The organism is Vibrio sp. QJM3NY_21, from assembly GCF_057785975.1.
Map to the genome: position 1 here is coordinate 1,611,619 of NZ_CM173514.1, position 26,992 is coordinate 1,638,610.

General features: G+C 44.3%; 25 protein-coding genes. 9 read left to right on the forward strand and 16 right to left on the reverse strand.

Annotated elements, in window-relative coordinates:
• Positions 1 to 101: 101 nt before the first annotated feature.
• From glgX to AC3CID_RS22535, 3 genes are all read left to right on the forward strand, one after another.
• Complete coding sequence (glgX, locus tag AC3CID_RS22525) at positions 102 to 2,075, forward strand: glycogen debranching protein GlgX (RefSeq protein ID WP_488527509.1); 1,974 nt, start codon at positions 102 to 104, stop codon at positions 2,073 to 2,075.
• A 258-nt stretch (positions 2,076 to 2,333) separates the two neighbouring features.
• Positions 2,334 to 4,067: a sensor domain-containing diguanylate cyclase gene (locus AC3CID_RS22530; RefSeq protein WP_488527510.1), complete on the forward strand. Its 1,734-nt coding sequence runs from the start codon at positions 2,334 to 2,336 to the stop codon at positions 4,065 to 4,067.
• A 137-nt stretch (positions 4,068 to 4,204) separates the two neighbouring features.
• Positions 4,205 to 4,927: a tRNA (adenine(22)-N(1))-methyltransferase gene (locus AC3CID_RS22535; protein ID WP_237298953.1), complete on the forward strand. Its 723-nt coding sequence runs from the start codon at positions 4,205 to 4,207 to the stop codon at positions 4,925 to 4,927.
• A 154-nt stretch (positions 4,928 to 5,081) separates the two neighbouring features.
• Here the strand turns inward: AC3CID_RS22535 and yihG are convergent, their stop codons facing one another.
• Positions 5,082 to 6,008, reverse strand: a complete 927-nt coding sequence (gene yihG, locus AC3CID_RS22540; protein WP_474357078.1) for a 1-acylglycerol-3-phosphate O-acyltransferase, YihG family — start codon at positions 6,006 to 6,008, stop codon at positions 5,082 to 5,084.
• Positions 6,009 to 6,363: 355 nt separating this feature from the next.
• On the opposite strand from yihG, the gene AC3CID_RS22545 reads away from it, so the two are divergent.
• The 3 genes from AC3CID_RS22545 to AC3CID_RS22555 all read left to right on the forward strand — a co-directional run bounded on the left by AC3CID_RS22545 (position 6,364) and on the right by AC3CID_RS22555 (position 8,782).
• A complete protein-coding gene (locus tag AC3CID_RS22545; RefSeq protein ID WP_488527511.1) occupies positions 6,364 to 7,167 on the forward strand; it encodes a ferredoxin--NADP reductase in 804 nt (267 codons plus the stop codon).
• Between the two features lie 66 nt (positions 7,168 to 7,233).
• Entirely contained in the window at positions 7,234 to 7,566 is a 333-nt protein-coding gene (locus AC3CID_RS22550) for a TehB family protein (protein ID WP_237289567.1), read from the forward strand.
• 223 nt (positions 7,567 to 7,789) lie between these two features.
• A complete protein-coding gene (locus AC3CID_RS22555; protein WP_237289570.1) occupies positions 7,790 to 8,782 on the forward strand; it encodes a 2-hydroxyacid dehydrogenase in 993 nt (330 codons plus the stop codon).
• A gap of 120 nt (positions 8,783 to 8,902) precedes the next feature.
• Here AC3CID_RS22555 and AC3CID_RS22560 read toward each other — a convergent pair whose 3' ends face one another.
• From AC3CID_RS22560 to ltnD, 8 genes are all read right to left on the reverse strand, one after another.
• A complete protein-coding gene (locus AC3CID_RS22560; RefSeq protein WP_114634607.1) occupies positions 8,903 to 9,775 on the reverse strand; it encodes a patatin-like phospholipase family protein in 873 nt (290 codons plus the stop codon).
• Positions 9,776 to 10,017: 242 nt separating this feature from the next.
• Positions 10,018 to 11,469: a catalase KatE2 gene (gene katE2 / locus AC3CID_RS22565; RefSeq protein ID WP_237298453.1), complete on the reverse strand. Its 1,452-nt coding sequence runs from the start codon at positions 11,467 to 11,469 to the stop codon at positions 10,018 to 10,020.
• 199 nt (positions 11,470 to 11,668) lie between these two features.
• A complete protein-coding gene (locus tag AC3CID_RS22570) occupies positions 11,669 to 12,835 on the reverse strand; it encodes a glycerate kinase (protein WP_372243405.1) in 1,167 nt (388 codons plus the stop codon).
• A 112-nt stretch (positions 12,836 to 12,947) separates the two neighbouring features.
• On the reverse strand, positions 12,948 to 14,402 hold the full coding sequence (locus tag AC3CID_RS22575) for a GntP family permease (RefSeq protein ID WP_146455010.1): 1,455 nt from the start codon (positions 14,400 to 14,402) through the stop codon (positions 12,948 to 12,950).
• A 163-nt stretch (positions 14,403 to 14,565) separates the two neighbouring features.
• The gene (otnI, locus tag AC3CID_RS22580) at positions 14,566 to 15,342 is read right to left on the reverse strand and encodes a 2-oxo-tetronate isomerase (protein ID WP_054545885.1); all 777 of its coding nucleotides are present in this window, start codon (positions 15,340 to 15,342) and stop codon (positions 14,566 to 14,568) included.
• Positions 15,342 to 16,007: a 3-oxo-tetronate 4-phosphate decarboxylase gene (gene otnC, locus AC3CID_RS22585; protein WP_488527512.1), complete on the reverse strand. Its 666-nt coding sequence runs from the start codon at positions 16,005 to 16,007 to the stop codon at positions 15,342 to 15,344. The genes otnI and otnC overlap by 1 nt, the downstream gene beginning before the upstream one ends.
• A gap of 11 nt (positions 16,008 to 16,018) precedes the next feature.
• Positions 16,019 to 17,275 (reverse strand): 3-oxo-tetronate kinase, encoded by a 1,257-nt coding sequence (gene otnK / locus AC3CID_RS22590; protein WP_488527513.1) that lies wholly within the window; start codon positions 17,273 to 17,275, stop codon positions 16,019 to 16,021.
• A 2-nt stretch (positions 17,276 to 17,277) separates the two neighbouring features.
• The gene (gene ltnD, locus AC3CID_RS22595) at positions 17,278 to 18,192 is read right to left on the reverse strand and encodes an L-threonate dehydrogenase (RefSeq protein ID WP_488527514.1); all 915 of its coding nucleotides are present in this window, start codon (positions 18,190 to 18,192) and stop codon (positions 17,278 to 17,280) included.
• Positions 18,193 to 18,473: 281 nt separating this feature from the next.
• On the opposite strand from ltnD, the gene AC3CID_RS22600 reads away from it, so the two are divergent.
• Together AC3CID_RS22600 and AC3CID_RS22605 are read left to right on the forward strand one after the other, a co-directional pair.
• Positions 18,474 to 19,238: a DeoR/GlpR family DNA-binding transcription regulator gene (locus tag AC3CID_RS22600; protein ID WP_054545888.1), complete on the forward strand. Its 765-nt coding sequence runs from the start codon at positions 18,474 to 18,476 to the stop codon at positions 19,236 to 19,238.
• Between the two features lie 226 nt (positions 19,239 to 19,464).
• Positions 19,465 to 20,364, forward strand: a complete 900-nt coding sequence (locus AC3CID_RS22605; protein WP_102387921.1) for an AraC family transcriptional regulator — start codon at positions 19,465 to 19,467, stop codon at positions 20,362 to 20,364.
• Between the two features lie 292 nt (positions 20,365 to 20,656).
• On the opposite strand, the gene AC3CID_RS22610 is transcribed toward AC3CID_RS22605, so the two are convergent.
• The 4 genes from AC3CID_RS22610 to AC3CID_RS22625 form a co-directional block, all read right to left on the reverse strand.
• Complete coding sequence (locus AC3CID_RS22610) at positions 20,657 to 20,956, reverse strand: hypothetical protein (RefSeq protein WP_261383211.1); 300 nt, start codon at positions 20,954 to 20,956, stop codon at positions 20,657 to 20,659.
• A gap of 53 nt (positions 20,957 to 21,009) precedes the next feature.
• Positions 21,010 to 21,348, reverse strand: coding sequence for a Fis family transcriptional regulator (locus AC3CID_RS22615; RefSeq protein ID WP_488527515.1), 339 nt, complete (start codon positions 21,346 to 21,348; stop codon positions 21,010 to 21,012).
• A gap of 198 nt (positions 21,349 to 21,546) precedes the next feature.
• Positions 21,547 to 22,521: a Gfo/Idh/MocA family protein gene (locus AC3CID_RS22620; protein ID WP_237298469.1), complete on the reverse strand. Its 975-nt coding sequence runs from the start codon at positions 22,519 to 22,521 to the stop codon at positions 21,547 to 21,549.
• 3 nt (positions 22,522 to 22,524) lie between these two features.
• Positions 22,525 to 22,848 carry a putative quinol monooxygenase gene (locus tag AC3CID_RS22625; protein ID WP_237298471.1) on the reverse strand — a complete coding sequence of 108 codons (324 nt, stop codon included), beginning with the start codon at positions 22,846 to 22,848 and terminating at the stop codon, positions 22,525 to 22,527.
• A gap of 106 nt (positions 22,849 to 22,954) precedes the next feature.
• Between AC3CID_RS22625 and AC3CID_RS22630 the strand changes: the two genes are divergently transcribed.
• Complete coding sequence (locus AC3CID_RS22630) at positions 22,955 to 23,893, forward strand: LysR family transcriptional regulator (protein ID WP_237298472.1); 939 nt, start codon at positions 22,955 to 22,957, stop codon at positions 23,891 to 23,893.
• Between the two features lie 65 nt (positions 23,894 to 23,958).
• On the opposite strand, the gene AC3CID_RS22635 is transcribed toward AC3CID_RS22630, so the two are convergent.
• The 3 genes from AC3CID_RS22635 to AC3CID_RS22645 all read right to left on the reverse strand — a co-directional run bounded on the left by AC3CID_RS22635 (position 23,959) and on the right by AC3CID_RS22645 (position 26,800).
• The gene (locus AC3CID_RS22635) at positions 23,959 to 25,167 is read right to left on the reverse strand and encodes a winged helix-turn-helix domain-containing protein (RefSeq protein ID WP_488527516.1); all 1,209 of its coding nucleotides are present in this window, start codon (positions 25,165 to 25,167) and stop codon (positions 23,959 to 23,961) included.
• A gap of 34 nt (positions 25,168 to 25,201) precedes the next feature.
• Positions 25,202 to 25,849, reverse strand: coding sequence for a DsbA family oxidoreductase (locus tag AC3CID_RS22640; protein WP_488527517.1), 648 nt, complete (start codon positions 25,847 to 25,849; stop codon positions 25,202 to 25,204).
• Between the two features lie 153 nt (positions 25,850 to 26,002).
• Positions 26,003 to 26,800 carry a Cof-type HAD-IIB family hydrolase gene (locus AC3CID_RS22645; protein ID WP_488527518.1) on the reverse strand — a complete coding sequence of 266 codons (798 nt, stop codon included), beginning with the start codon at positions 26,798 to 26,800 and terminating at the stop codon, positions 26,003 to 26,005.
• Positions 26,801 to 26,992 lie beyond the last annotated feature (192 nt).

The window sequence follows — 26,992 nt, forward strand, 5'->3', positions numbered from 1 at the left end:
TTTTTTAACAATAATTATTCTGTGAAGTTGCTTGACCTTACTGTGACAAAGCTTTTTACTTATAGTTCACTGATGTCGATAAACGAACAAGAAATCAAGCAATGACTAGAACGCTCGCTCGCCCTTATCCGCTAGGCGCAACGCTAGGTAACACTGGCTGCAACTTCTCAATTTTTTCTCCTGACTGTAAATCACTTTCCCTCGCACTCTTTGACGAGAACGATGAGTTCACCACTTATAAGTTGGAAAATGAATACGCTGATATCAGATATGTGTTTATCGACGGTATAAAAGCAGGGCAAAAATACGGCTTCATTGCTGAAACTGAAAATGGTCCAATCCTGCTTTCAGACCCTTACGCTAAAGCAATCAGCGAACCGCTCGATTACGTCACGCCGTATACCAATGAGAAAAGCTTTGCTATGGCGAAATGTGTTGTTATTGATGACACTTTCGACTGGCAAGATGTAGAAAAGCCGCGTATTAGCCGAGAAGAGACCGTTCTTTTCGAAACCCATGTAAAAGGCCTATCTAAGCTTCACCCTGAAGTCGCACTCCATACTAAAGGCCGTTACTTAGGGTTAGTTAGCCCTGAAATGCTCGCGTTCTACAAACAGCAAAATATCAACTCTCTACAACTTTTACCTATTGCTGCGTGCATGCATGAGCCTCACCTACTAGATATGGGGAAAGTGAACTATTGGGGTTACAACCCATACTTATTCATGGTGCCTGATCCACGCTACGCCGAAAAGGACGCCGTGAATGAGCTCAAAACTGCGATTCGCGAACTGCACCGTAATGGCATCGAGGTCATTCTAGACGTCGTGTACAACCACACAGCAGAAGGCGGTGAAGGTGGAACTACCTTCAACCTAAAAGCACTGGATAGTCGCTACTACATTAAACATGGTTGTCATTATGCGAACTTTACTGGTTGCGGTAATACGGTCGACCTAACCCACCAGCCAGCACTCAACTTAGTGATGGATACGCTTCGCTATTGGGTTAATGAGTTTAAAGTTGATGGCTTCCGCTTTGATTTAGCAGCAACGCTAGGCCGTGAAGGCGATAATTACAATCCTGAGGCCGCTTTTTTCAAAGCCGTTGCTCAAGATCCTGTACTTAAAGAAACTAAGTTAATTGCAGAACCTTGGGACATCGGCCCGAATGGCTACCAAGTTGGTAATTTTCCTTTAGGTTGGAATGAGTGTAACGACAAGCTCAGAGACATTACACGCAGCTTCTGGCGCGGTGATCAAGGCTATCTGAAAGAGTTTGCGACTCGTTTGATGGGATCGCGTGACATCTACAGTGCTGCGCACTGGCCGTACAAATTAACCGTCAACTACATCACTTATCACGATGGCTTCACCATGCAGGACCTTGTTTCTTACAAGCATAAGCACAACGAAGAGAATGGTGAGAACAATCGCGATGGGCACGGTGACAATCGCTCTGAAAACTATGGCGTTGAAGGCGAGACTGAAAACCTCTTGGTCGTCGCAACACGTGAAAAGCAGAAGCGTAACTTCATGGCAAGCCTGCTGTTCGCCTTTGGTATTCCGCATATTCTGACAGCTGATGTGTTATCTCATACTCAAAAGGGTAACAACAACGCTTACTGCCAAGACGGCGTAACCAGCTGGTTGAACTGGGAAGATTCTGAGCGTAAGACTTACTTCAAGACTTGGCTGTCTGAGATGATATCCGCACGTCAGCAATACATGGTGCCTTTTATTAAGGCATTCAGTGGCGAAAAGCGTAACTCTAACCGCATCTTCTGGAGCCGTGTCGATGGCACTCTCATGGAGCATGATGATTGGAACCGTTTAAGCTCGGTTGCGTTGCATTTAGGTATTGGTAAAGATGGTGACGAGTTGATCTATCTGATCAACCAAACCAACGCACCAGCGCGTTTTTCTTTACCTAGTGACCGTGAGCAAAACTGGGTGACTATCTGCGATACTAACCTACGAAATGTAAAACCAGGTCATGCTGAAGGTGAAATGCTGCTATCTCCAGCTTCAATGGCGATTCTGCACTATTCGCCAGACAAGACTGATTTAAGTTAAGTTAAGTTAAAAGCTAAGCCAGCTTAATAAACCACCAGAAACCATAGGAGCCAGTTATGTTTATGACTGGCTTTTTTGTTAGCCGAATATCACAAAAGCCATTCATTTATATGGAATCATTTGCATTGATGTGATTACGAAAACTGTTTAGTATGGCCGTACTATAAAAATGAATCTATAACGTCTTTGGATATCATGGCTTTACCTAAAACATTAATTCGGCTTTTTAAACCATACATTATTTTATTAACTGGAGGGATGCTCTATCTTGCTGTGGCTCAGCTTGAAAAAGTAGAAACAGCAGCAACCGAACAATCATCATCAAATATTCGAATCGCAAGCTCCACGATTCGTTCCAACATCGAAGCCACATTTGGCAAGCTCTATTTTTTAGAAACCAGTCTAGGCTTACCTCAAACGGCTCCAATCGGTGATCGAAAATTCAGAGAACTGAGTGATAACATTCTAAAAAGAACACCTAACTTCTCCGATATCATTCGATACCAACCTCAAACTCAACAATATATATCAAGTCGTGGCTTACCTCTTTCCAACGAACAAGTTGGATCCATCAAATGGAACCCAATAGACAGTGTTGTTGACGATTTTTATATCTCTTCTATTTATCAAAAGCCCGATGGTCGTTGGGTATTCGCGGTAAAACATACAGCGGAAAGATTGAACGAAGAGATATGGATTGAGTTTGATCTATTGCACACAACCCAAGGGTTAAGAGACTTAAAAACGCTTAATCACGGCTATGTGTTTGTGGTTGATCGAGCAACAGAACGACTTGTCTTTCACCCTAATCCGAAACGTATCGGCTCTAAATCTATCAGCTACCACGCTGGAATAAGCCACCAACTCTCGCAAGGCGAAACCGTCGGTAAACACGAATACTACTATCAAGATAACTTCAAAATATCGGTATTTGACGCTGACAACAGCTTGAACTGGGTATTCATCGCGGGTACCGATCGTCACGATATCCTAACCAGCTCATATCAATTCACATTAACTGGTGTCGTACTTGGTTCTCTGATTCTGTTGTGGGTTGGGGCAAACTATTTGTCTTATCGCTTGAACGTATCTTTATCTCAACTGAATAAGGTCGATGACCTCGTAAGCTTTAAGCGAGAGTTGAAATCCATACTGGCTAGCTTTACCTACCAAAAAGGGATTCAATTCTGTCTCTATCAGCCTGAAAACGACGCATTCAGTACCATCGACTATCACGGAAACAAATCAACGGTACATTGTGACAAGGCCCTTGCAGAACGATTTACACCAGACACCATGGCTTATCGAAGTGGTAAGTACGCTGATCCGCTGGCATGTAAACTCAAAATACACCAACGTCACTACTGCATTCCTTTGCACTCTCGCAAACAGTTGGTCGCAGTGCTTTATGTGAACGCGAACTTACCGATCAACCAGAGTATTCTGCGTATGATCAGAGATTACACCGAGGTCTCGCTGTCTAACTTACTGCTCCACCATCAATTGAGCAGTAAAGATCTGATGACTCAGTTGGACAACAAAAGCAGTTTCAATATCGCACTGGAAAACTACGCCGACGAGCCAGATACCTATGTTGCTCTGCTCGACATCGATAACTTTGACCACGTTAATCGCGCCTATGGTGAAGCGGTCGGTGACAAGATGATCAAGCTGACTGCAGAAGCGATACGCTCATACTTCCCTAAACCTAAAGGGCTTTGTCTAGCACGTATTGGAGGCAAGGAGTTCGCTGTATTGTTCAAAGCAAATGATGTGAAGGATGCCAAATTCCAGCTGGACCAATGTCGAATTGGAGTTAGTGAGCAAGCCATTGCCACGCCAGATATCACGTTATCATTAGGTGTCAGCATCGGATTCTCGCAAATAGTAGGTGAAACAGATTCGGCTTTAGCGCTTGCAGAACAGGCGAAACTCATCGCTCAGCAGCTAGGAAAGAACCGAGTGGAAGGCCATATAAGAGCTGTCGCGTAAGCTTCATAACACGCCGTAGATTCGTATGTGCACACAAAGCACCTAGGATTCACACCCTAGGTGCTTTTGTTTTTATGGAAAGTCATTACAATGCGCCTTCGACACGACAATATTCCCTTTCTAACGACACGAACCTTATGAAGCTAAGTAACCGACTGCAAACTCTCCACTCCCTTGTCAACAATGACTACCAACATATTTGGGACTGCTGCTGCGATCATGGATTTTTGGGCGTTCAACTGTTGTCGGATAATAGAGCGCCTCAGATTCACTTTGTCGATATTGTCCCGTCTCTGATGAATGAACTGGAAGACAAGCTAACTCGTTACTTTCCCCAAGATAATTTAGACCAACAAACGGTTACCAGCCGATGGCAAGTTTACTGCATGGATGTCGCCGCTATTCCGCTCCAGAAACATACTGGTAAACACCTGGTTATTATCGCGGGCGTCGGTGGCGATCTCACGCAGAAGCTCGTCGATGATATTCATCGCCAACATCCAGACAAAGATATCGATTTTTTGCTTTGCCCAGTCCATCAGCAGTTCGAGCTAAGAAGTCATTTAAAAGCGCTCAAGCTCGGCCTGATTGACGAAGTGTTGATTGAAGAGAACCGTCGTTATTACGAAATTTTATTGATTAGTAATAACCAAGGTGATGCTGAAAAGAGCCAAAACGTTAACGAGATATCAAGCGTCGGCGACAAGATCTGGACACCAAGTTGTGATGAGCAAATGAAGATATCACAGCAATACAAAGCCAAAACATTGCAGCATTATCTGCGCATTCATCAAGGCCAAGAGCAGCAAGGTAAACCCAGCGAAGTGAAGCACATCATTGATGCGTACCAAGCCATTTAGCCCTCACCTGTTCTGCATATAGCATTGATTTTACTACCACTAGATTATAGTAAGTACTAACTTTATCGCTTACCGTTAGTAGAGCCGATTCAATAAAAAAGCCGACAGTTCAATGAACTATCGGCTTTTTTGATGCTATTTGTTTGGTTTGACCTTACTGCTCTTGCTTCTTATGACCCGCATCAATCGTATTAACCGTATCAAGAGCATAAACCGTATCGAGATACTCGTCTTTCTCTTTCCACGTGTTATTCAACCAACTGTGGAAACGGCGCTTAAACGCTTTGTCTTCAAAGTAATTGCCGTTCACGTTCTCATCCATCGGATGCAATTTAATACGCACGACCACCTTCTTCATCTTACCTTTCAGCATGTCTTCAAACGGAGAAGTCTGATTCTCTGGGTAAGCCAAAGTAACATCGACGATACCATCTAGGATTGGGCCCATTGCAGACAGAGCAAACGCCACACCGCCGGTTTTTGGCTTGAGTAGATGTCGATACGGTGTTTTCGCTGTCGCCAGTTTCTCGTGATTGGCACGTGTCCCTTCGACAAAGTTGACCAATGTTGTTGGTGCCCATTTGAACTTAGTGCATGCCTTGTTGATTGCGTCGAAGTCATCATTACGGCGCTCAGGGTTACGAATCAAAAACTCACGCGAGTGGCGTCTCATGAACGGCATATCCAAGCCCCAGCAGGCCAATCCAACAAAGGGAACATACAACAGTTCGTGCTTGAGGAAGAACTTAGTCATTGGCATCTTGTCTTTCAAGATTGAAGACAAAATCACGATATCCGCCCAGCTCAGGTGATTCGACATCATCAGGTACCACTGCTTAGTCGAGATATCTTCCCCTCCTTCGACTTGCCACTCGATATCGTTATTCACATTCAACATCCAAAGGTTAAGCGAAGCCCAACACCAAAACGTGAAATTCGCTAAACGAGTACATGACTTTTGAACAATAGAGATTGGAAGAATCAGTTTGATGAGGCCAAAGAAGCTCACGGTAAACGCAGTCATTGCGGTATTGATAGTCACGAACAATACGTTCAAGACCATACGAAGATTATCAAGCATAAAACACGGCTATATTGAGATCGAAAGCCGACATTATACTCATCTGTAAATTATTCTCTTCAGTTATTGGTGGAATCGTTCAAGGGTCAAACCACTCATTGAGATTGATCAAGCTCAATTCAAAAATTAGCCATAGCAAAGCCACCAAGATCCAACTCCCAATAAGAACAAAAAAGACCATAAGCAGTCATTAAGACTCAATTATAAGTGTGTACTTTTGACTCCATTAAAAGTCATCCCTCTCAACAACTCAGTATTGATAAGCATTCTCATTATTGGCATGGTACATGCAACTCCAAAGTGTAAATAGTTGAGTATCCTTAATGAGATAACTTCTCTAAATAAAGGTGATGATATGACAGATATTCCTCATGGTTTGGTAACTGGCAAAGTCTTACATAAAACACAATGGACAGATCAACTGTTCTCGCTGCAAGTCAGTGCTCCCGTCTCTCCCTATCAGGCAGGTCAATTCACGAAACTTGGCTTGCTTAACAGAGAGGATGAGTTCGTAAGGCGAGCCTATTCAATGGTGAACGCGCCAGAGCACGAACAAGGTCACCAACACCTGGAGTTTTTGATTATTAAGGATCAGAACGGTCAGCTTTCACCTCAACTTCATAAGTTGAAGGTAGGCGATGACATCTTTGTCGGCAAGGACCCAAGCGGCTTTATGACCTTAGATGAGATCCCAGAGATCGCCGACGATCTATGGATGCTTTCAACCGGGACTGCCGTTGGGCCTTTTATCTCAATGCTCGAAAGCATGCAGATACAGCAGCAAAATGGCTCAGATGTCGAAAAAGTAATGTCATTCAAGAACCTTGTACTGGTTCATGCCGTAAGAACAGAACAAGACCTAACTTATCGAGACCGTATCGCTCAACTCGTTAATCACTTCCAAGGGAAACTACAATATGTGCCAATTATTTCTAGAGAATCAGTCACCGGAACTTTGCGCGGACGAATCCCAAGCTTGTTACTTCGAGGCGACCTTGAGCAAACCACGTCTGTCGCTTTCAATCAAACCCGCAGTTTTTTCTACCTTTGTGGCAATCCGCAAATGGTTCGCGACACAAGTGAAGCACTAACCAGCTTAGGTTTCGAGAAGCACTTACGCCGAAAACCCGGCCAATTCAGCAGTGAAAACTACTGGTAATCACAGTCACCAATTCCATCAAAGCTAAAGCTTATATTCAAAATACAGACAGATAAGAGGTTTTATATGAGTCATTTACGTATTCCGTCACACTGGAAAATTCAACGTTCAACGCCATTTTTCACCAAAGACAACATACCGGCTGCATTGCTTAATCACCATAACACCGCAGAAGGCGTATTCGGCCAGATCTGCGTAATGGAAGGGACGGTCACCTTCTATGGTTTTGCCGATGCAGACGCGACAGAACCAGAAAGTGTTATCACGATCCAAGCAGGGCAATTTGCCACCAGCCCACCTCAATATTGGCATCAAGTAGAGCTTAGCGACGACGCACAATTCAACATTAATTTCTGGTCAGAAAAAGAGGCCAAGAAGATGTTCAACACCCGAAAGTAAGATCCATCCAATATTGATGAACTTATAAGCAAGCTACCTCGTAATGTGATTTTTAATGTTCAAGAAGTGAAGATACAAGACCAAGTAACCATAGTAATTACAATGACTAATGGTGATAGACAAGGTTATAAAACTCTAGCACACTGGACAAAGTTATTAGTTTTAATCCCGTTTCAGATAATGAATAAGTGGATTATTTATATTTTAGGTAAGAGAGGAAGCCATGCTCAACATTGCTTTTTTTAGCTCAAAATCATACGACGAAAAATCATTTGAACTTGCAAAAGGCGAACTCAACGCCGAGTTCCATTTTCACGATTTTCGACTCACTACAACAACAGCAAAAATGGCGCACGACAACGAAGTCGTTTGTGCGTTTGTAAACGATGACCTATCGCGAGATGTGCTAGAGATTCTAGCAAAAGGCGGCACTAAGCTGATTGCGATGCGCTGCGCGGGCTTTGATAAAGTCGACTTAGACGCAGCCAAAGAGTTTGGTCTGCAAGTCGTTCGTGTCCCTGCTTATTCTCCCGAGTCTGTAGCAGAACACACCGTCGGTATGATGATGTGTTTGAACCGCAAACTGCACAAGGCATACCAACGTACTCGCGATGCGAACTTCTCCCTTGAGGGTTTGGTTGGCTTTAACTTCCACGGAAAAACCGTCGGTGTGCTCGGCTCTGGAAAAATTGGCTTAGCGACGATGCGTATTCTGAAAGGTTTAGGCATGAACATCTTGTGCTACGACCCATACCCGAACCCATTGGCAAGAGAACTGGGCGCTAAATACGTAGAACTCGACGAGCTTTACCAAGAATCTGACGTGATTTCTCTGCATTGCCCAATGAGTAAAGAGAACTACCACCTGTTGGATGCAACGGCATTTGAGAAAATGAAAGATGGCGTGATGATCGTCAACACCAGCCGTGGTGAACTACTGGATTCAACCGCAGCAATCGAAGCGTTGAAACAGAGCAAGATTGGTGCGCTTGGCCTTGATGTTTACGACAACGAGAAAGAGCTGTTCTTCCAAGACAAATCTAACGATGTGATTGTGGATGACGTATTCCGTCGCCTATCCGCTTGTCACAACGTGTTGTTCACCGGTCATCAAGCCTTCTTAACTAAAGATGCTCTGTTCAACATTGCTAATACAACGCTAACCAGCGTCGATGCCTTCTTTACAGGCAACACCAGCGGCAATGAACTCGTTTAATAGAAGATTGAGTTAATAGCAGACTGAGTTAAAAACAAACGAGATCTACAAATACAAAGCCACGCTATTCTGAAGTGAACAGCGTGGCTTTTTCGTTTATCTAGTATTCAAAAATAGTTCTTAGACGCAGAAGTGACAATCTTCGGTGTCTAAACCATAAATGCCTTTTCGAATAGCAAGGTGCTCTTCCCCTGCTTTAACCCCCATCTCATAACCGGCATCAAGCGTTGATTGATCCATAGTTAAACGCTTCACCGCGAATGCTTCAGGTGGCGCAATCACCTTGATGGTCGCATCTTTTGGTGGATTACGAATGAACTCCAAAGATTGGTTGTAGTTTTCAGCACGCACTGCCATTGATTCTGCAATGTGAGGGAATTTCTTTAATAGTTTTTTCAGCATCCATTGGTGCTTTTGAGGCTTCATTCGGTAACTCAAAGGATGAGAAAGAATCACGGTAATGTCTCGTGCGCCGCGACGATAGGCTTCACGAACCGGAATTGAATCGGCCACACCACCATCGGTATAACAACCACCCGAGAAGCACGGCGTTTCGCGGTAAGCAATAGGTAGAGCGGTGGTCGCTTCCACCACGTTAGAAAGGTTTTCTGGCTTGATATGATAGTAGTCTGCACTGCCCGTATCGACATTTGTTACAGCAGCAATGAGTGGGATACTTGAAAACAGTTCACCACAATCTAGGGGATAACGTTGATTTGATTCATCCCACAACCACTTAACGTCCACCAAGTTACCCCCTTTGGCAAAGCGAGCAGGGTTAAAAAACGTCTTGTCAGTCGCCATCGTGGTAATCACGTGATAGCTGCGTTTCGGCGCTTGAGATAAGTAACCCACCAAATTCGACACACCCGCAGATACACCAATGGCAAAATCATAAGGACGGAAATCGTCTTGCATAAAGGCGTCCAACACTCCAGCTGCGAAGATGCCTCTCATAGCCCCACCTTCAACGATTAATGCGCTTTTACTCATCTAAAACTCTATTACTTTATAAACTGATAGCCGTAGGATAATCCCGCCCATCTTATAAAGATAATGGGATATGTTTATCAATTCGATAGGTAAAAGCTATCAATAGAAATGGTGCTGAACCTCAGGGAATTCGCACTACTCACATGGATCGCGAATAGAGGCCAACTAATACTCGCATGATCAATAAAGGCCGCTGAGTGATTAACTCAGCGGCCTTCTGACTATTTAAGCGAGTTTATTGATTACGACTTAAATTCGCTCACATCGATTTGAAGCAATTTACCAATGCCTTCACCGTATGCAGGGTCAGCTTTGTAACAGTGTCTTAGGTGACGCAGTTGAATCTCTTTTGGCACGCCGCCTAGGTTACGAGCAGTGTTATCAAACAGAATAGCTTGCTTCTCTGGTGTCATTAGACGGAACAAGTCACCTGGTTGCGAGAAGTAATCTTCATCTTCGCGGTGATCCCAGTGTGCCGCTGCGCCATCTAAGTTCAATGCTGGTTCAGCGAAATCTGGTTGCTCAGCCCATTGACCTTCGTTGTTTGGCTCATAACCCAATGTGCTACCAAAGTTACCATCAACACGCATCGCACCATCACGGTGATAGCTGTGAACTGGGCAACGAGGTGCGTTCACTGGGATATGCTGATGGTTAACACCCAAACGGTAGCGCTGTGCATCACCATAAGCAAACAAACGACCTTGTAGCATCTTGTCTGGTGAGAAGCTGATACCCGGAACCACGTTCGCCGGGTTGAATGCCGACTGCTCAACTTCAGCGAAGAAGTTTTGTGGGTTACGGTTCAATTCAAACTCACCCACTTCAATTAATGGGTAATCTGCGTGTGGCCAGATCTTAGTCAAATCGAACGGGTTATAAGACACTTTCGCTGCATCCGCTTCTGGCATCACTTGCACTTTCAGTGTCCATTTCGGGAAGTCTTGATTATCGATGCTGTCTAGCAAATCGCGTTGATGGCTTTCGCGATCATTACCGATCAACTGTCCTGCTTCTGCATCAGACAAGTTCTTAATGCCTTGCTGAGATTTGAAGTGGAATTTCACCCAGAAACGCTCGTTGTCTGCGTTAATAAAGCTGAACGTGTGGCTACCAAAACCGTGCATGTGGCGGTACGTAGCAGGAATACCACGGTCACTCATTACGATGGTGATTTGGTGAAGCGCTTCAGGAAGAGAGGTCCAGAAATCCCAGTTGTTTTTTGCGCTGCGCATGTTGGTGCGCGGGTCACGTTTAACCGCGTGGTTTAAGTCTGGGAACTTAAGAGGATCACGAAGGAAGAATACTGGCGTGTTGTTACCCACCATATCCCAGTTACCTTCTTCGGTATAAAACTTCAATGCAAAACCACGGATATCACGCTCCGCGTCCGCTGCACCACGCTCTCCCGCTACCGTTGTAAAACGTGCAAACAGGTCGGTCTTTTTGCCTATTTCAGAAAACAGTTTTGCCTTGGTGTATTTTGTGATGTCGTGTGTAACGGTAAATGTGCCATAAGCACCTGAACCTTTCGCGTGCATACGACGCTCTGGAATGACTTCGCGGTCAAAATGCGCCATTTTTTCTAAAAACCAAACATCTTGAAGCAGTTGAGGACCGCGTTTACCCGCAGTTTGAACATTCTGGTTATGAGCCACAGGACAACCCGCAGCTGTAGTTAGTTTTTTACTCATGATCTATTCCTTAAGGTCCAAAGATGCAGCAATAGCAATGCACCTTGATATTTATACTGGCTCCCTTTCAAAAGCCCCTAAAATACTATGGATATAGAATAGACCTCTAATGGCATAAAATATAATCGTTTGTATTTATCGTTATAATCTATAAAACCTATTAATCGGCCAACTTAGAAACAACGATGTGATGCACTGATTAGCTAAGTATCTTTCTTCCTAGCTTGAGCGTCGCTGCTATATTTCTTGCCGTTCTGGTTAGATTCATTTCGGCCTCTTGCAGTACCTGATTGAGTGGTTGAGGAGAACGTACCGTTCCAAACAAGCTGCTCATTTCACCATATAAGGCTTCGACTTCAGTACCTAAAGATCCTGCAATTCCTATGGTTGGAATACCTTGTAAGCTCGCACGTTTAGCAATGCCATAAGGTGTTTTTCCTTGCAGAGTTTGGTTGTCCATTTGCCCTTCGCCAGTGATCACAAGGTCGGCACCTTTCAACACGTCATCGGCTTGTAAAACATCCAGTACCATCTCGATACCAGGTTTGATCTGCATATTGAACAGCAAACCAAGCCCCATCGGTGTGCCACCAGCTGCGCCATAACCGGCACGCTCTTGTACGGGTTCACCACCAACACAACCTTGCGATTCAGCAACTTGAGCAAAATTCGCAAGCGCCTTATCAAGCATTAAGACTTGTTCAGGCGTCGCCCCTTTTTGTGGACCGAATATATGGCTGGCGCCGTTATCACCACACAATGGATTATCAACATCGCACGCCACAATCAATTCGACATCTGTGTAGCGCGAATCTAAGTCGGTAAGATCTATTGATGCGAGTTCTGCAAGTGCAGCACCACCTCGGCCAAGCTCTTGTCCATTCCTATCGAGTAAGCGCCCACCTAGAGCTTGAACAATGCCTGCACCACCGTCGTTGGTCGCACTGCCACCCAATCCAAGAATGATGGTTTGAGCACCCTGCTCTATCGCTTCCAAAATCAACTGCCCTGTGCCGAATGAAGAAGCAATCAAAGGATCGCGCTGCTCTGGCGTCAGCAAGTCCAAACCAGACGCGGCAGCTATCTCAATCAAAGCCGTTTGATTTGGGTTCTGAGCAGACGGTTCTAACATCGCCCATTCAGCACTAACCAACTCACCCAATGGCCCTTCAACTTGATGTGTTCGCTTTTGTCCGGCTAAACCTTGTAGCAATACATCGACCGTACCTTCGCCACCATCGGCCAGAGGTAAGGTCACATAGTCAGCGTCTGGGAAGATTTCACGAAAGCCCTTTTCAATGCACGCCGCCACCGATACAGCAGATAGAGATTCTTTAAACGAGTCTGGTGCAATAACAATTTTCATACTGAGAGATCCAAAGAATATTAGTTTTGATGAGTGCCCGATCCAAAAATGCCCCTATAGAAGATCAGCAAGCTAATCACTTAATAGAGGCAGTATATAAAGGTCAGCAGTATTAGTTAGTAACGGCTGTCTTTACTTGTGATTTCTCTTTGCTTTTTAGCCACACAAATACAGCACCTAGAACAGCAATTGGAATCAGTGGGTCGATCAGCGTACCGCCTTTACCAAACACCAGGTTAAGAATCATTATGATGCTTGCACCAATTGCCCATGCTACGGTTGAAGATACAGACCAGATTTTGATTTGGTCAGCAAGTTCAGTAATACCTAAGGTACGGTTGATAATATGGAAGTAAGAGTCGTTCAAATGAGAGAAGCCAACCGGGCCTACCGCACAAGCTAGTGCAACGAACACAGGGTCTAGACCTAACGTTTCAACTAGAGGCAGTGTCATCGTTGCTGCCACCATCATTGATGCCGTTGCTGAACCTTGGATTAAGCGAAGCATTGATGCGATGGCTAGCGGAACTAATAATGGAGGAATACCGCTGCTTGCAATCGCTTCTGCTACTTGAGGACCAGCACCTGATGCTTTAAGTACGGCCCCCATTGCGCCACCACAACCAGTCACTACAAGAATTAGCCCCGTAGTAGACAGAGCATCATCCATAGAGCTAACCATGTCTTTACGCTCAATATGGCGAGTAAGACCGTATAGCGCCATAAGAACACCAATACCCACAGCCACCACTGGGTTACCAATCAACGAAATAACGTTGTGCATTGCAGTGTCACCTTGACCAACAAGTGTGTTGATTAGGATAAAGGCGATTGGAAGAAGGATTGGACCAAATGATAAGAAGTTACTTGGCAGCTCTTTGTCATCCGTCTCTTTTACTTTTTCTAGGTTTGCCCAATCAGCTTGGTTAGTAATCCATGTTTCACCGTTTGGTACACGATAGTATTCATTGCCCACGCGGCGAATGTAAATCATAGAAAGCAACATCATAGGGATAGATACCATCAAACCCCACATCATGTACTCACCTAGATCAACGCCTAGAATACCCGCAACAGCAACTGGCCCCGGTGTTGGTGGAACAAGTGCGTGGGTGATCAGTAGGCCAAGTGCCAGTGTCACCCCTAAACCTACCGCTGACTTACCTGTATCACGTGAAATTGCGCGAACAAGCGAGTGTAAAATAATGTACGCAGAGTCACAGAATACTGGGATAGCGACAAGTACACCTGTGAAACCAAGTGCCAAGTCTTCACGACCTTTACCACATAGCTTTACAAACGTTTTTGCCATTCTTACAGCAGCGCCAGAACGCTCAAAACATGCACCCATAATCACGCCAAACGCGATAATTAAACCAATACCACCAAGAACGCCACCAAAGCCCGCTTTGATTGCATTAATAAGTTCAGTGGGTGCCATCCCAGCAAACAGACCCATGATGATGCTTGCGATAATCATAGCAAGCGCCACTGGGATTCTTGTTTTTATGATCATGCCCATCATGGCTAAAATGCCAATTACAATGCCTATCAGTGCTCCATCCATTGTGTATTCCTTTTTGTGTCTATTTTTGTTGTGTAGGGTTTTGCAAACGAGAGACATAGGTGTGCCTCCCGCTGCACTTTGTTGTACAGCGACTTTTTGTTTTGGCCGCTTTATCTTATTTTTACGAGTTCAAATCTGCCTTAAAGGCTCGTGCTGCCTGCGTCTATAAATACGGTTTAACCCATTCCAAACCAGCTTCAGTTGTATTTTTGGGGTTGTATTCACAACCAATCCATCCTTGGTAACCTGAATCATCTAGAACATTAAATAAATGTGGATAATTCAGCTCGCCTTCCGATGGTTCGTGTCTTTCTGGTACAGAAGCGATTTGAATATGACCGGTATAAGCAGCAACTTCGCGAATCAAAGTACTTAAGTCGCCATCCATGATTTGTGCGTGGTACAGGTCGAGTTGCAGCTTCACATTTGACCTATCGACCAACTTAATAAGTTCGACAGCATCACGTTGGTGAGCAACAAAGTAATTAGGAACATCACGGCTATTCAGCGGTTCAATCATCAATTCAATGTCTTGCTCAGCAAACTTATCTGCGGCAAAACGAATGTTTGAGATGAAGGTTTCAACGTGTTGCTGTCTCGTGAAATTCGCATCATGTAGACCCGACATCGCATGGACTTTTTTGCAGTTCAGCGTTTTAGCGTACATAAGTGCGGTATCAACACTGACTTTAAACTCATCTTCACGGCCAGGAATCGCTGCGAAGCCTCGTTCGCCTGCGTCCCAATCACCTGGAGGCATATTAAAAAGTGCTTGTTCAAAACCAAATTTCTGCATTTTTGCTGCAAGATCTTCGGCCTCAAATGCATAAGGGAATAGGTATTCAACTGCTTTGAAACCCGCTTGGTATGCTTTCTCAAAACGCTCTAGAAATGGCACTTCTGTGAATAACATCGTTAAGTTTGCTGCGAACTTAGCCATTATTTGCCTCTCCCTTTTAAATCCATCACTTCTTCGTTCGTTAAGTAACGGATATCATTTCCTTTCAATAAGAATGCTAATTTGGCGGTCTCTTCTAGCTCTTCAGCGTTATCAACGGCATCAACAAAGTCAGTACCTGTTACTACTGGGCCGTGATTAGCCAACAAAAATGCTCGGTAGTCGCCCGCTCGCTTTGCCAATTCTTCAGCGATTTGTGGGTCGCCCGGACGCAAGTAAGGAATCACTGGTAACTCACCAATACGCATCACGAAATAGGGAGTGAACGCTTTAATTGCATTGTTGCGATCCAACCCTTCAAGGCAAGACAGTGCAGTTAGGTATGTAGAGTGCAGGTGCACAATCGCATTGCACTCTACATTATTTCTATAAATCGCTAAGTGGAACGCGGCTTCTTTTGACGGCTTCTTTCCTGATATATGATTGCCATCGATATCGACAACCGACAACTCCTCAGCCACAAGACGGCCAAATGAAGAACCAGTTGGTGTTGCTAGAAAATGTCCATTTGGCAATTTGATAGATAGGTTACCTGCGCCACCTGTGGCGTAACCTCGTTCGAACATTGAACGAGCGAGCGTGACCATTTGTTCGCGCAACTGCTGTTCGCTCGATAGTGGCTGCTCGTTTATTAAATCATTACTCATCGAATCACCACCTATAGAAAAAATGACTGTGCTTTAGCAAAGAAGTTTTCGTCACCAAAATTGCCTGACTTAAGAGCCAGAGAAAGCTCACCTTCAACCGATTTAACCCAAGGCACACCTGGTGCGATTTGAGGGCCAATATGAAAACCTTTCACAGCTAGGCTTTGCGTCACTACGCCTGATGTTTCACCACCAGCAACGATGAAGTTTTTCACGCCATGTTGTTGCAGTTTGATAGCGAGTTGACTAAAAAACTGTTCAACGGCATGGCTTGAAGCGTGTGCACCGTATTCTTCTTGAATAGCTTTAAGCTCAGCAGCGTCTGCCGTTGCATAAACCAAAGGAGCAAAATCTCCTTGGCTGTTGGTCATTACCCAATCGAACACTTCGTTTGCGTATTGATCATTGGTCAAGCAAGCCTTCACATCGATAGCAAAGTGAGGAGCAAGCTGCTTGTATACAGCAACTTGTTGGTTAGTCATCACAGAACAAGAACCAGAGAACACAACGGTTGGTCCTTTTACTGGGCTGCCTGCATGTTTTGCATCACTTTGGTCAACAAGATGTTCTGTCCAATTTTTAGCGATACCCGCAGCTAGTCCGGAGCCACCTGTGATTAGTTTCATAGATTTAGCCGCTTGACCTAACGTCACCAAGTGCTCGGCATTAAATGCGTCTACCACGGCGTAGCGACTACCTTGAGCTTTGAGTTCGTTAAAACGAACGGTAACCGCATCAGAGCCCTGTTCAATCGTTTGAAAGTTCACTAAACCGGAAACGCCTTCTGATTGTGCGTCCATCATTCGAACCACACTTGAATCCGTCATTGGTGTAACAGGGTGATTACGCATACCTGAATCACTTAACAACTCACCAAAGACAAACAAGTGACCGTTGTAAACCGTGCGACCATTTACTGGTAATGCAGGGCAAACGATAGTGAAAGATTCTCCAAGCTCAGCCAAAAGCGCATCTGTCACGGGACCAATGTTGCCCTCAGCGGTACTGTCGAACGTTGAGCAATATTTAAAATAAAACTGTTGGCAACCTTGAGATTGAAGCCATTTAAGCGCAATAACCGAATCCGTCACCGCTTCGTCAACTAGGCAAGAGCGAGATTTAAGGCTGATCACCACAGCATCTGCTGATGTGTCAAACTCTCCCGTTGGAATCCCATTCAATTGAACAGTACGCATACCGTTTTCAACCAAGAAACCAGCAATGTCTGTTGCACCTGTAAAGTCGTCTGCAATAACACCTAATAACATGATTATTTCTCCACCTTTGACGTATTTACACCCGGTAGAACAATACCTTGGAAGACTTTAATCACCGCGCTGTCATCTTCTTGACCAAAGCCAGCATTACTCGCGCTAACGAACATGTTCAGTGCAGCACTTGATAGTGGGAGTGGGAATTTCAGGTCTTGAGCGGTATCTGATACCAAGTTCAAATCCTTCACAAAGATATCAACCATAGAATTTGGAGAGTAATCACCATCGACTACATGCTTCATGCGGTTCTCGAACATCCAAGAGTTGCCCGCTGCATTCGTAACAACGTCGTACATCAAATCAAGCGGAATGTTTGCGCGTGCGGCTAGTGCCATCGCTTCAGCGCCCGCAGCAATATGAACACCTGCAAGCAATTGGTGGATAATCTTCACTGTCGCACCAAGACCAATCGCTTCACCGATATTGTAAACCTTAGCAGCTGTTGCATTAAGAACAGGAGCAAGCGTGTCGAATGTGCCTTGAGCACCCGATGCCATTATCGTCATCTCACCAGCTTCCGCTTTCACCGCACCGCCAGATACCGGAGCATCAAGCATTACAAGTTTATGCTCAGCGAGCTGGGCTTCAATTTGTTTTGCATCTTCAGCAGAGATAGTTGCGGACACCATCACTGGAGTATTTGGCTTTAGTGCCGCAGCAAGGCCAGTCTTAAACAAAACTGTGTTCACTTGTTGTGCGTTCACAACCAACACCAATACCGAATCAAGTTGATCTGCAAACTCGACAGCATTCGTCGACACCGCTTTTGCACCAAACGAACCCAGTTCTTCTAGTGCTTGTGCATTTAGGTCAAAACCATAGACATCAAGGCCAGCACGTACACATGATTTCGCAGCGCCCATTCCCATTGAACCTAAACCGATCACTCCGACAGATTGAACTTCACTCATAATATCAATGCCTTCTTGGTAATTTCGTACATTTTAAGTTTGTTAATTCTTGTTTATGTTTGTGATTATATGTGAAGTAGCTACCAGTGACTTAGTGATAAGTCACGTTCTTAACAAAACTTAACACCACCACTCAATTTAGCCCTTTAGAGGCAGCACAAATTCACTTAAAAGGCGGCTATCACACTTTAAAGTCCAAACAGGGAACATAAGTTCACAGATCTTCACAAATAAGATAAAGGTTGTTAGGATGATGAAAAACAAGAACATAGAAGAAAACCATGATTCCAGCAGAGCGTCAGAGAACCATTTTGTCACTGTTATCACACCAAGAAGTGATTAGTATTTCTGAGTTAGTCGAACAGCTCGACGTGTCACACATGACCATTCGTCGAGACATAGTAAAGCTGGAAGCTTCTGGAAAAGTCGTTTCAGTATCTGGAGGGGTCCAATTAGCTCAAGCCTTGCATCGCGAGCTGTCTCATGATGCTAAAGTAGAACAGCAAGCAAACGAAAAGGTCCAAATCGGTAAGCTTGCTGCCCAACTTATCGAAAAAAATGCCACTGTCTATTTAGATGCTGGAACGACCTCATTGGAAATCGCCCATCAGTTAGCAACACGTGAAGATCTGTTAATCATCACCAATGACTTCTCAATCGCGGCTTATTTAATGAACCACTCACCATGCGAGATTTATCATACGGGTGGTAAAGTCGATCGAGAGAACCAATCGAGTATTGGGGGCAAAGTAGCTGAGTTCTTGGCAGGGATGAATATTGATATTGCGTTTATTTCCTCTTCTTCTTGGAGCTTAAAAGGCTTATCGACACCAAACGAAAATAAAGTATTAGTGAAAAAGGCGATTGTAAAATCAGCCCAAACCAATTACTTGATCTCGGATTCCACCAAATATGGTCGAGTAGCAAGCTTTCACGCACTTGATATGGAGTCACTTGATGGTGTCATTACCGATACCAATCTCCCAAGCAGCGTAATTGAAGAGTTAAATGACAAAGGTATTGAAGTAATTAACGCTTCGGCATAATGGTCATCAAATAATTGGATGTGAGAGCCTTTAATGGCTCGGTTATCTACCCAACCAGTTTTCCTTTTCTTCTGTAGAACACCTAAACGATCTGGGGCCCTTCATAAACATACTGTGATTTCCGGTACCTAATCTCACCTTTACACTGTGAATATTGAAACTCTGTTTGGATAGGTTAGGCTCTCTGTCTAATACCAATAACAAGCCAAGACAGGCGAGCAAAGCAATGAAAGTTGACTATCAAAAACGGCTGATTCCCGTTATCCGTTATCTAGAAAAACGCTTTAATGAGCCATTAAACCTGCCAGAAGTAGCGGCGTTAGCCAACTTTTCACCCTACCATTTTCATCGTACTTTTAAGGCCGTTCAAGGCGAGACGCTTGCTGATTTCATCAGGCGATTGAGGCTTGAAGCGGCAGCCAATGATCTCTTCAAATCCAAACAACCTATTATTAACGTCGCATTGGATTATGGCTTTTCATCGTCTCAGAGCTTTGCTAAGGCATTCAAGCAACACTTTGGTGTTACGCCTAGTGCCTTTCGTGATTGCGAAGATTACCAAGCGTTCAGCGAGTTAACTCGAAATAGCAAGATTGGACACTCATTGCGCAAGAATGGAAACGATGCAACTGACGGCAATTCATATACTAACTCCGAACTTTCAACATGGAGTATGACAATGAAAACACAACAATTTGAAGCATCGAAACTGGCGTATGTACGAGTGACTGGCCCCTATGGACAAGGTTATGAAGAGCCAAGCGGTCGTCTTTATCAATGGGCAGAAATGAAAGGACTAGCGAGTAATAGTTGCATCTTTATCTATCATGACAATCCAGAAATCACTCCAACAGATAAGTGCCGAACAGACATCTGCTTGATGGTTTCAGACGACACTGAAGTGCCAAGTGGGATCGAATTAAAAGATTTTCCCGGTGGGCAATATGCGGTGATGAGACAAACGATCACCGAAGTCGGTCAATATGCAAAAGCATGGGATGATTTAATGAGTAACGTCATTGAATCCGGCATTGAAACCGAAGACCGACCTTGTTTTGAGCTCTACCACAGCTACGATCCGCAAACTCACCATTCAGACGTCAGCTTCTGTACTGCAATTAAGTAACAAGAGTAAATACAATAACAAAGCCTACTTCGCGTAGGCTTTCGTCTCTTTAGAGCGCTTTCCAACAGCTTTGTTACGTAATTAGGTTGGAGATAGAGCCGGCCTGTTTCAAAGCTTTTTAGTCAATAAATGAGAATAAATACTAATAGACACCAGTAATGTCATAGCCCAAACGGATTTGGACCATGACAATCAAAATGAGTGGGATACAAACTGGAGGTAAGCTAAATTTTGCCTTACCATTTCCATCTAACAGTTAAGACAGTTCAAAGCGAAACCCTTACTGATTTCATCAATCGCTTGAGGCTCGAAGTACTTTCCTAACGCGTACAATAAAAAACATCACCACACACGCGATATAGAGCTTACCTACCCATAGGCCGATATTGATCAGCTGAGTTTCTTGCTCAATTAGACGTTGATACTCAGTATCAGAGAGGTAAGGATCGTCAAAGGGGACAACGTTAATCCCCCACACAAACCAAACAAACCAAACGACACTTCCTGCGAGCAGCCATAAGGCTAATATTGAAAATTGCTCGAACACACCTAGTAGTGTGTTCTTGTTAAGCGATATTTGAGCTTTTCTCATTTCACGACCTTTTTATCACAACACAGGAGGGGATCTCTAAAGAAGTAAGAGTACTAAAGCCTTTTATTCCACTTACCTTGATGGTCACGGTCGCAATTCTCTTGTGTATCGAAGCTCACGTGCTTATCGATATTCTTCAGTTGAATTCCAACCTGATTGAACGCTTGTTGGATAGCGCCAGAGGCACTCTGTTGACCTTCGTCATTTAAGAATTTCGTTCTATCTTGGTTGGTATCGAATACGCAGACGATTTTTAGGCTCTGTGGAAAAGAAGAGAAATTGACCGTATGAGTCACCCATAGAAAACCATCGTAGCTTTTCAACGTGCCTTCACAAACGTCAGTTAGCACGTCTCTGATCTGGTTTTCGGTCTTCTTATCTGATTTACGCATGAAGTAAGCATCCTATTTAACACCTTAAAAAATAAGGTTTTTCGGTCAATATTGTCTTAACCGACATTGGACACTGTGGCGGTTTCAAATGCAAAGTATTTATTGGGAGAGTCGACTGGAAGATATAGAGGAAACGCCTCCTGCTTGATCACTGACGAGACAATCAAACATGAGGCGAATATAGAATTTACGAAGATGTTAGCTCGCCGCTTGTTCCCAATCGGTCAATAGCTTCATTATTACGCGCGAGTCTTGATGAGTAGCCATCGGTGCAGCAAGTTGTGTATCACCTCGCTCAACTGCTTGGCGAATATTACGCACTTGATAGTGGAAACCATCGCCTTGCGCTTCGACTTTCACTTCGCGTGTCGATGTTTCATAGATCTCAACCGTGAATGTATTCTCTTCAGTCGGTAACCACGGATTGGTGTCGAGAGTGATGCAGCCTTTGCTGCCTAGAATCGTGAAGCCATGCTTTAAACCGTGGTCTTCTGCGGTATGGATTTGCGCGGTAAAACGGTTATTGAAGCGCATCATCGCCGACGATTCACAGATATTGCCACCTTGGCCTCGTCGACCGATTGCTGAGATCTGCACATCATCGAATACACTCTCACCAAACTGTTGTTGTGCGACAGAGTGAATCAGCGACATTGGATAACAGCCCAAGTTGTACAGTGCACCCTTGCTCGCAGGGTTAACGAACTGATCAATCGCCGCAACGTATGAACCTTGAATAGAGCGCACTTCACCAATCTCACCAGTAGCCAACTCTTGATGAAGCTTGGCGATAAGCGGATGGTTTAGATACATCAGACCTTCAGCGAAGAACACACCAGATACTTTCACCGCTTGCAGAGCTTGCTCGGTTTTATCCATATCAACCGATAACGACTTTTCACACAAAATCGCTTTGCCTTTTTGAGCGGCTTTAATTACGTATTCGTGGTGAACGTGGTTTGGTAGAGCAATGTAGATGATGTCGACTGAATCATCTTCAATCAGAGCTTCATAGCTGTTGAAGGTCAATGTTGGCTGATATTGCGCGGCAAACTCATTGAGTGTTTTCTCTGTGCGCCCAGCGACGGCATACAGTTCACTTTGTGCATCACCTTTGATCGCATCAGCCATTACGCCTGAAATAAAGCTTGTTCCTAATATTCCCCACTTCATGGCTTAGCTCTCCTGCTCTTGTGTTTTGATAGGTCCATGTTGCGTTTCAAATGCTTGCACTAATTCAGTTATATCACGCTCAATAAACGCTTGGGTATGAGGCATAACAAAATGCTGGTTAATTGCTTCACGGTTTGAGTATTGCTCCAGCAAGATCACGCGATCGCTTTGGTTTTGGTCATAGGTTGCTATTGCTTGTAGGCAGCCCGATTCGCTCTGCATGTCTAAGCAAAACTGTTCGATGGCTTCAACTGCAGTATCACGTTCAATGTTCGCTTTAATCTTAAGTTCGGCAGTGACAAAGATGGTTTCGTTCATTTGAGGCATTTCACGCTCTTATTTTAGTTAATTATCGGTTTGCCATTAATATAATTAACCCCTAATAATTGATAAACTCACCTTTTGTTTATTATTTATCAACCGAGAGTGTTTAATGGATAAGTTAACCAGCATGAAGGTCTTCGTTTACGTGGTCGAGCAAGGCAGCTTTCGCAGCGCCGCAAACCACTTCAACCTGTCGGCGACCATGATCAGTAAACATGTTCACTATCTTGAAACAAGCCTCAACTCTCAATTGATTCATCGCACCACACGTAAGCAATCATTAACCGATTCTGGTCAGCTTTACTATCGGGAATGTAAGCGAATTATCGAAGACATCAACAATGCTGAAAACCTGATTCAAGCCTTAGAAAATCAGCCCCAAGGCACGGTAAAAATAAACTGCCCTGTCACCTATGGAAACAAGGTACTTGCCCCGATAGTGGCGAAGTTTCTCGCGAATCACCCAACAATCAACGTCGAACTCGTGCTGAACAACGACCTTGTCGATCCTTATTCTTCCGACATTGATTTGATTGTGCGAATTGGCGACCTGTCTGACTCTAGCTTGGTCGCAAGATACTTAGGGGATTATGAGATGTGTTATTGCGCAGCTCCTGAATACCTTAACCAACATGCTGAGATCAGCATGTTGGAAGACCTTGCACAACACCCGTCGCTAGGGTTCAGCTATAGCAGTCGTCGTGATGTGATTGGACGTGATACTCACATCCGCCATATCCAAAATAGTGAACCTCAACCCGGAGAACCTCAGAATCACCAAGCAACTCAAACCGCACCGAATAAAGGGTGTGCGCGTTTGATGTCAAATAATGGGGATGTATTGCGATATGCCGCCCTACAAGGCGTGGGCGTTTTGTTGCAACCAACTATCTTAGTCGCAGAAGAAATTGAGCGTGGAATGCTATTGGAGATCTTACCCGGCATGGCACCGTTACCAAAACCGATTCACTTACTGTACAAGACCAAGCAACTGTCATTGAAGAACAGAACCTTTGTCGAGTTTTTGCTAGCCACTCTTTCTGAGTAACTAAGCGCTGACGAATTAGCAAAGAGGCTTCTACGTAACGAAGCGTTTTCTAAACAACAAAACTGCTAAACCGTTTGCCAATGACTCATCAAGCGCTTACCAAGCTCAGAAGGCGTGGTGTTGTGAACGATCATTTCATCACATTGGTTAAACACCATGAAGTGTTTTAGCTCACCGCATAAGGCATGAACTAATGATTCATGGTTTTTGATTCGATCTTCCACAACCAAGTTACGAATATTGAGTAAGCCACTCTTCCTGTCGACCTTGCAATCCATTCGTGCCACCAGCTCACCTTGCCACAAAATCGGCAAACTAAAATAACCAAACTGGCGCTTGGCTTCTGGAACATAGCACTCAAGAAGGTAGTCAAAGTTGAACAATGATTGCATTCGCTTTCGTTGAATCAACAAGTTATCAAACGGAGACAGTATCTTTAACTTGGTTCTAGAAAGAGGTTGATTCAACAGCTCAAAAGCATCCGGCAACACATAATAATCCGAGCCTTGAATATCTACTTTCATCAACTGCTTATCTTCAAGCATCTGCTGGAGTGTTGTCTGAATCAGAGGTTTCGTGTTCTTGAGGAGATAGCTCATTTCCGTCGCAATCCCTACTCCATTGGCTTCGAGATAACGTATGATCAGGTGCTCGATGTACTCTTGTTCCGTTGGTTCAGAGGTATCAATGCCACTCGGCAAAACTCGTTCGGTTAGGTCATACACCTTATGGAAGTTCACTCGACTCGGCACCATTAAGTCACCTTGCATAAACAAAGTCTCTAGTGCCTGTTTGGCAGGTTTACCGCCCCATCCTCCGGGGTTTGGTCTATCCCCTTCAAAGTCTTTCGCCATTAATGGCCCTTCGTTCTCAATACGTTTGAGAACATACGCCATCAGTGCATCATCCTTTTTATACCAATGCTTAAGCTTACCGCTCGCAAACCCGTTCTTTCGATGCAAGCTGAAACGGTAGTCACGCATGGGTAAATACGCGGCGGCGTGCGACCAATACTCAAACACTTCTCGACGCTCTAGCAGCTTATCAAGATGATTGAGTTGGTAGTCTTGATTGCGATTCCACAGCGTATGATGGTGAGCTCGCTGAATCACAGAGATGGTATCAATTTGCACATAGCCAAGGTTTTCAATCGCAGACAGCGTGTTCGCCAAAGCGCCCCCATTACGTTGTTTTTTAGGTGGCAACTTCTTAGGCGGCAGCTTTTGCGAAAGCAATACCAGTTTTTGCGCTTGAGCGAGTGACAATGATTCCATGTAATTCAGACTCTAATGAATACCAATAATCGGCTTATGATTCAGCAATAAGTTCTTGAAGAATTTGCTTGTACGTTTCGACCGTCTGCGCGCCTGTGACTGCACTCTTACGGTTGAATACCACAGTAGGAACCGCAGAGATCCCCATGCGTTGCCATTCAAACTCTTGCGCTTCAATTTGCTTCAAGTTATCGATGTTCTTTAGGCGTTTCAATGCCTTCGTCGAATCTAGCCCAACGGCTTCAAGCTCTTGTGCGATAACCTCAAGATCGGACAGATCTTTCTGCTCTGAAAAATGAGCAGTAAAGAAGCGTAGCTTTAACTCAGTCTGTTTGCCATGCGCCAACGCGAAATCGAGCAGCACATGCAGATGACGGGAATTAACCATTCTCATGCTGTCGTAGAAATTGAAATCGAACCCTACCGCTTGGCCACGCGCCGCAAGCTGTTCACGTGAACTTTGACTCTCTTCTGCGCTAGAGCCGTATTTTCTCATGATATGGTCACGCAGGTTTTCACCTTCTTGCGGCATATCGGGATTCAGCTCAAACGGCTGCCATTCAAGTTCAATTTGCTCCGCTAAGCCAAGTTCCGTAATGGCTTGCTCTAAGTTTTTGTAGCCGACCACGCACCATGGGCACATTACGTCAGAAATAATATCGAGTTGAAGTTTGTTGCTCATCGTCATTCCAAATATCGTTGATTAGGCGTATCCAATACAAGTTACACCATTTTGAACAATCGTTCAAACCAGCTAAATACGCCAGCAGCCAACAAAAAAGCCAACTCATGTTCACGAGTTGGCTTTGATAAAAATCTGTGGAGCTTAAGAGCGTTACGCTAGCAACTTCTCAAGCACTTGGAACACACCCGCATCAACGTTACTTGGCGCAGCAAAACGTGCGATCTCTTTTAACTTTGGATGTGCGTTTTCCATCGCGTAAGAGTGGTAGCTCTCTTTAAGCATTTCCAAGTCATTGAGGTAGTCACCAAAACTCATGGTCTGCTCGTAAGTGAAACCTAATGTGTTCTGTAGATGCTTAATCGCTGCACCTTTTGACGCTTCAGCGTTCATCACATCCAACCAAATTTTTGCACTCACAACCACTTGGTAGTTCTCACCGAATTTTGCATCAATAGTTGGGTTCACTTTCTCTTGTGAACCGTCGAAGTGACAGATAGCCACCTTGATGAAATCGTCTTCTACCGCCAGTAAGTCTTCTACTTGCTCTCGGCGATGGTAGTACTTAGAGATCTCCGCTAAAGCACGCTCACCTTTGGTTTCGATGTACGCTGATTTCTTACCACAAAGCACCACATGTGCACCTTCAATGGCACGCGCTTCTTTGATGATGTCTTTGATGGCATCAGTATCAAGTAAGCAGCTGTAGAGCTCTTGGCCTCTGTGCATCACTAATGTGCCGTTTTCAGCAACGAACATCATGCGATCTTTTAGCGGGGAAAAGGTTTCCATCAAGCTGTAGTACTGGCGGCCCGATGCCGCAGCAAAAATGATGTCTTGAGCTTCTAGTCGCTCATAAAGATTGAAGAATTCTGGGTCTAACTTTCCGTGTTCATTAAGCAGAGTGCCGTCCATATCAGCAGCGATAAATTTGATGTTCTGTTGTGGCATTTCAGGGCTTACCTTAAATTATTGTTTTATACCTGCCTCCGCAGATTAAGATCAAAAGTATATCTTAATACCTAACTCGATTTCTTGTCCCGAACGCATATTTAAATTGATGAATAAATCAATACCCACCTTGAAAAGTGAGACTTATCGCTAACTTACTGTTTCATTTATAAATACCAATTTCATTTGTGA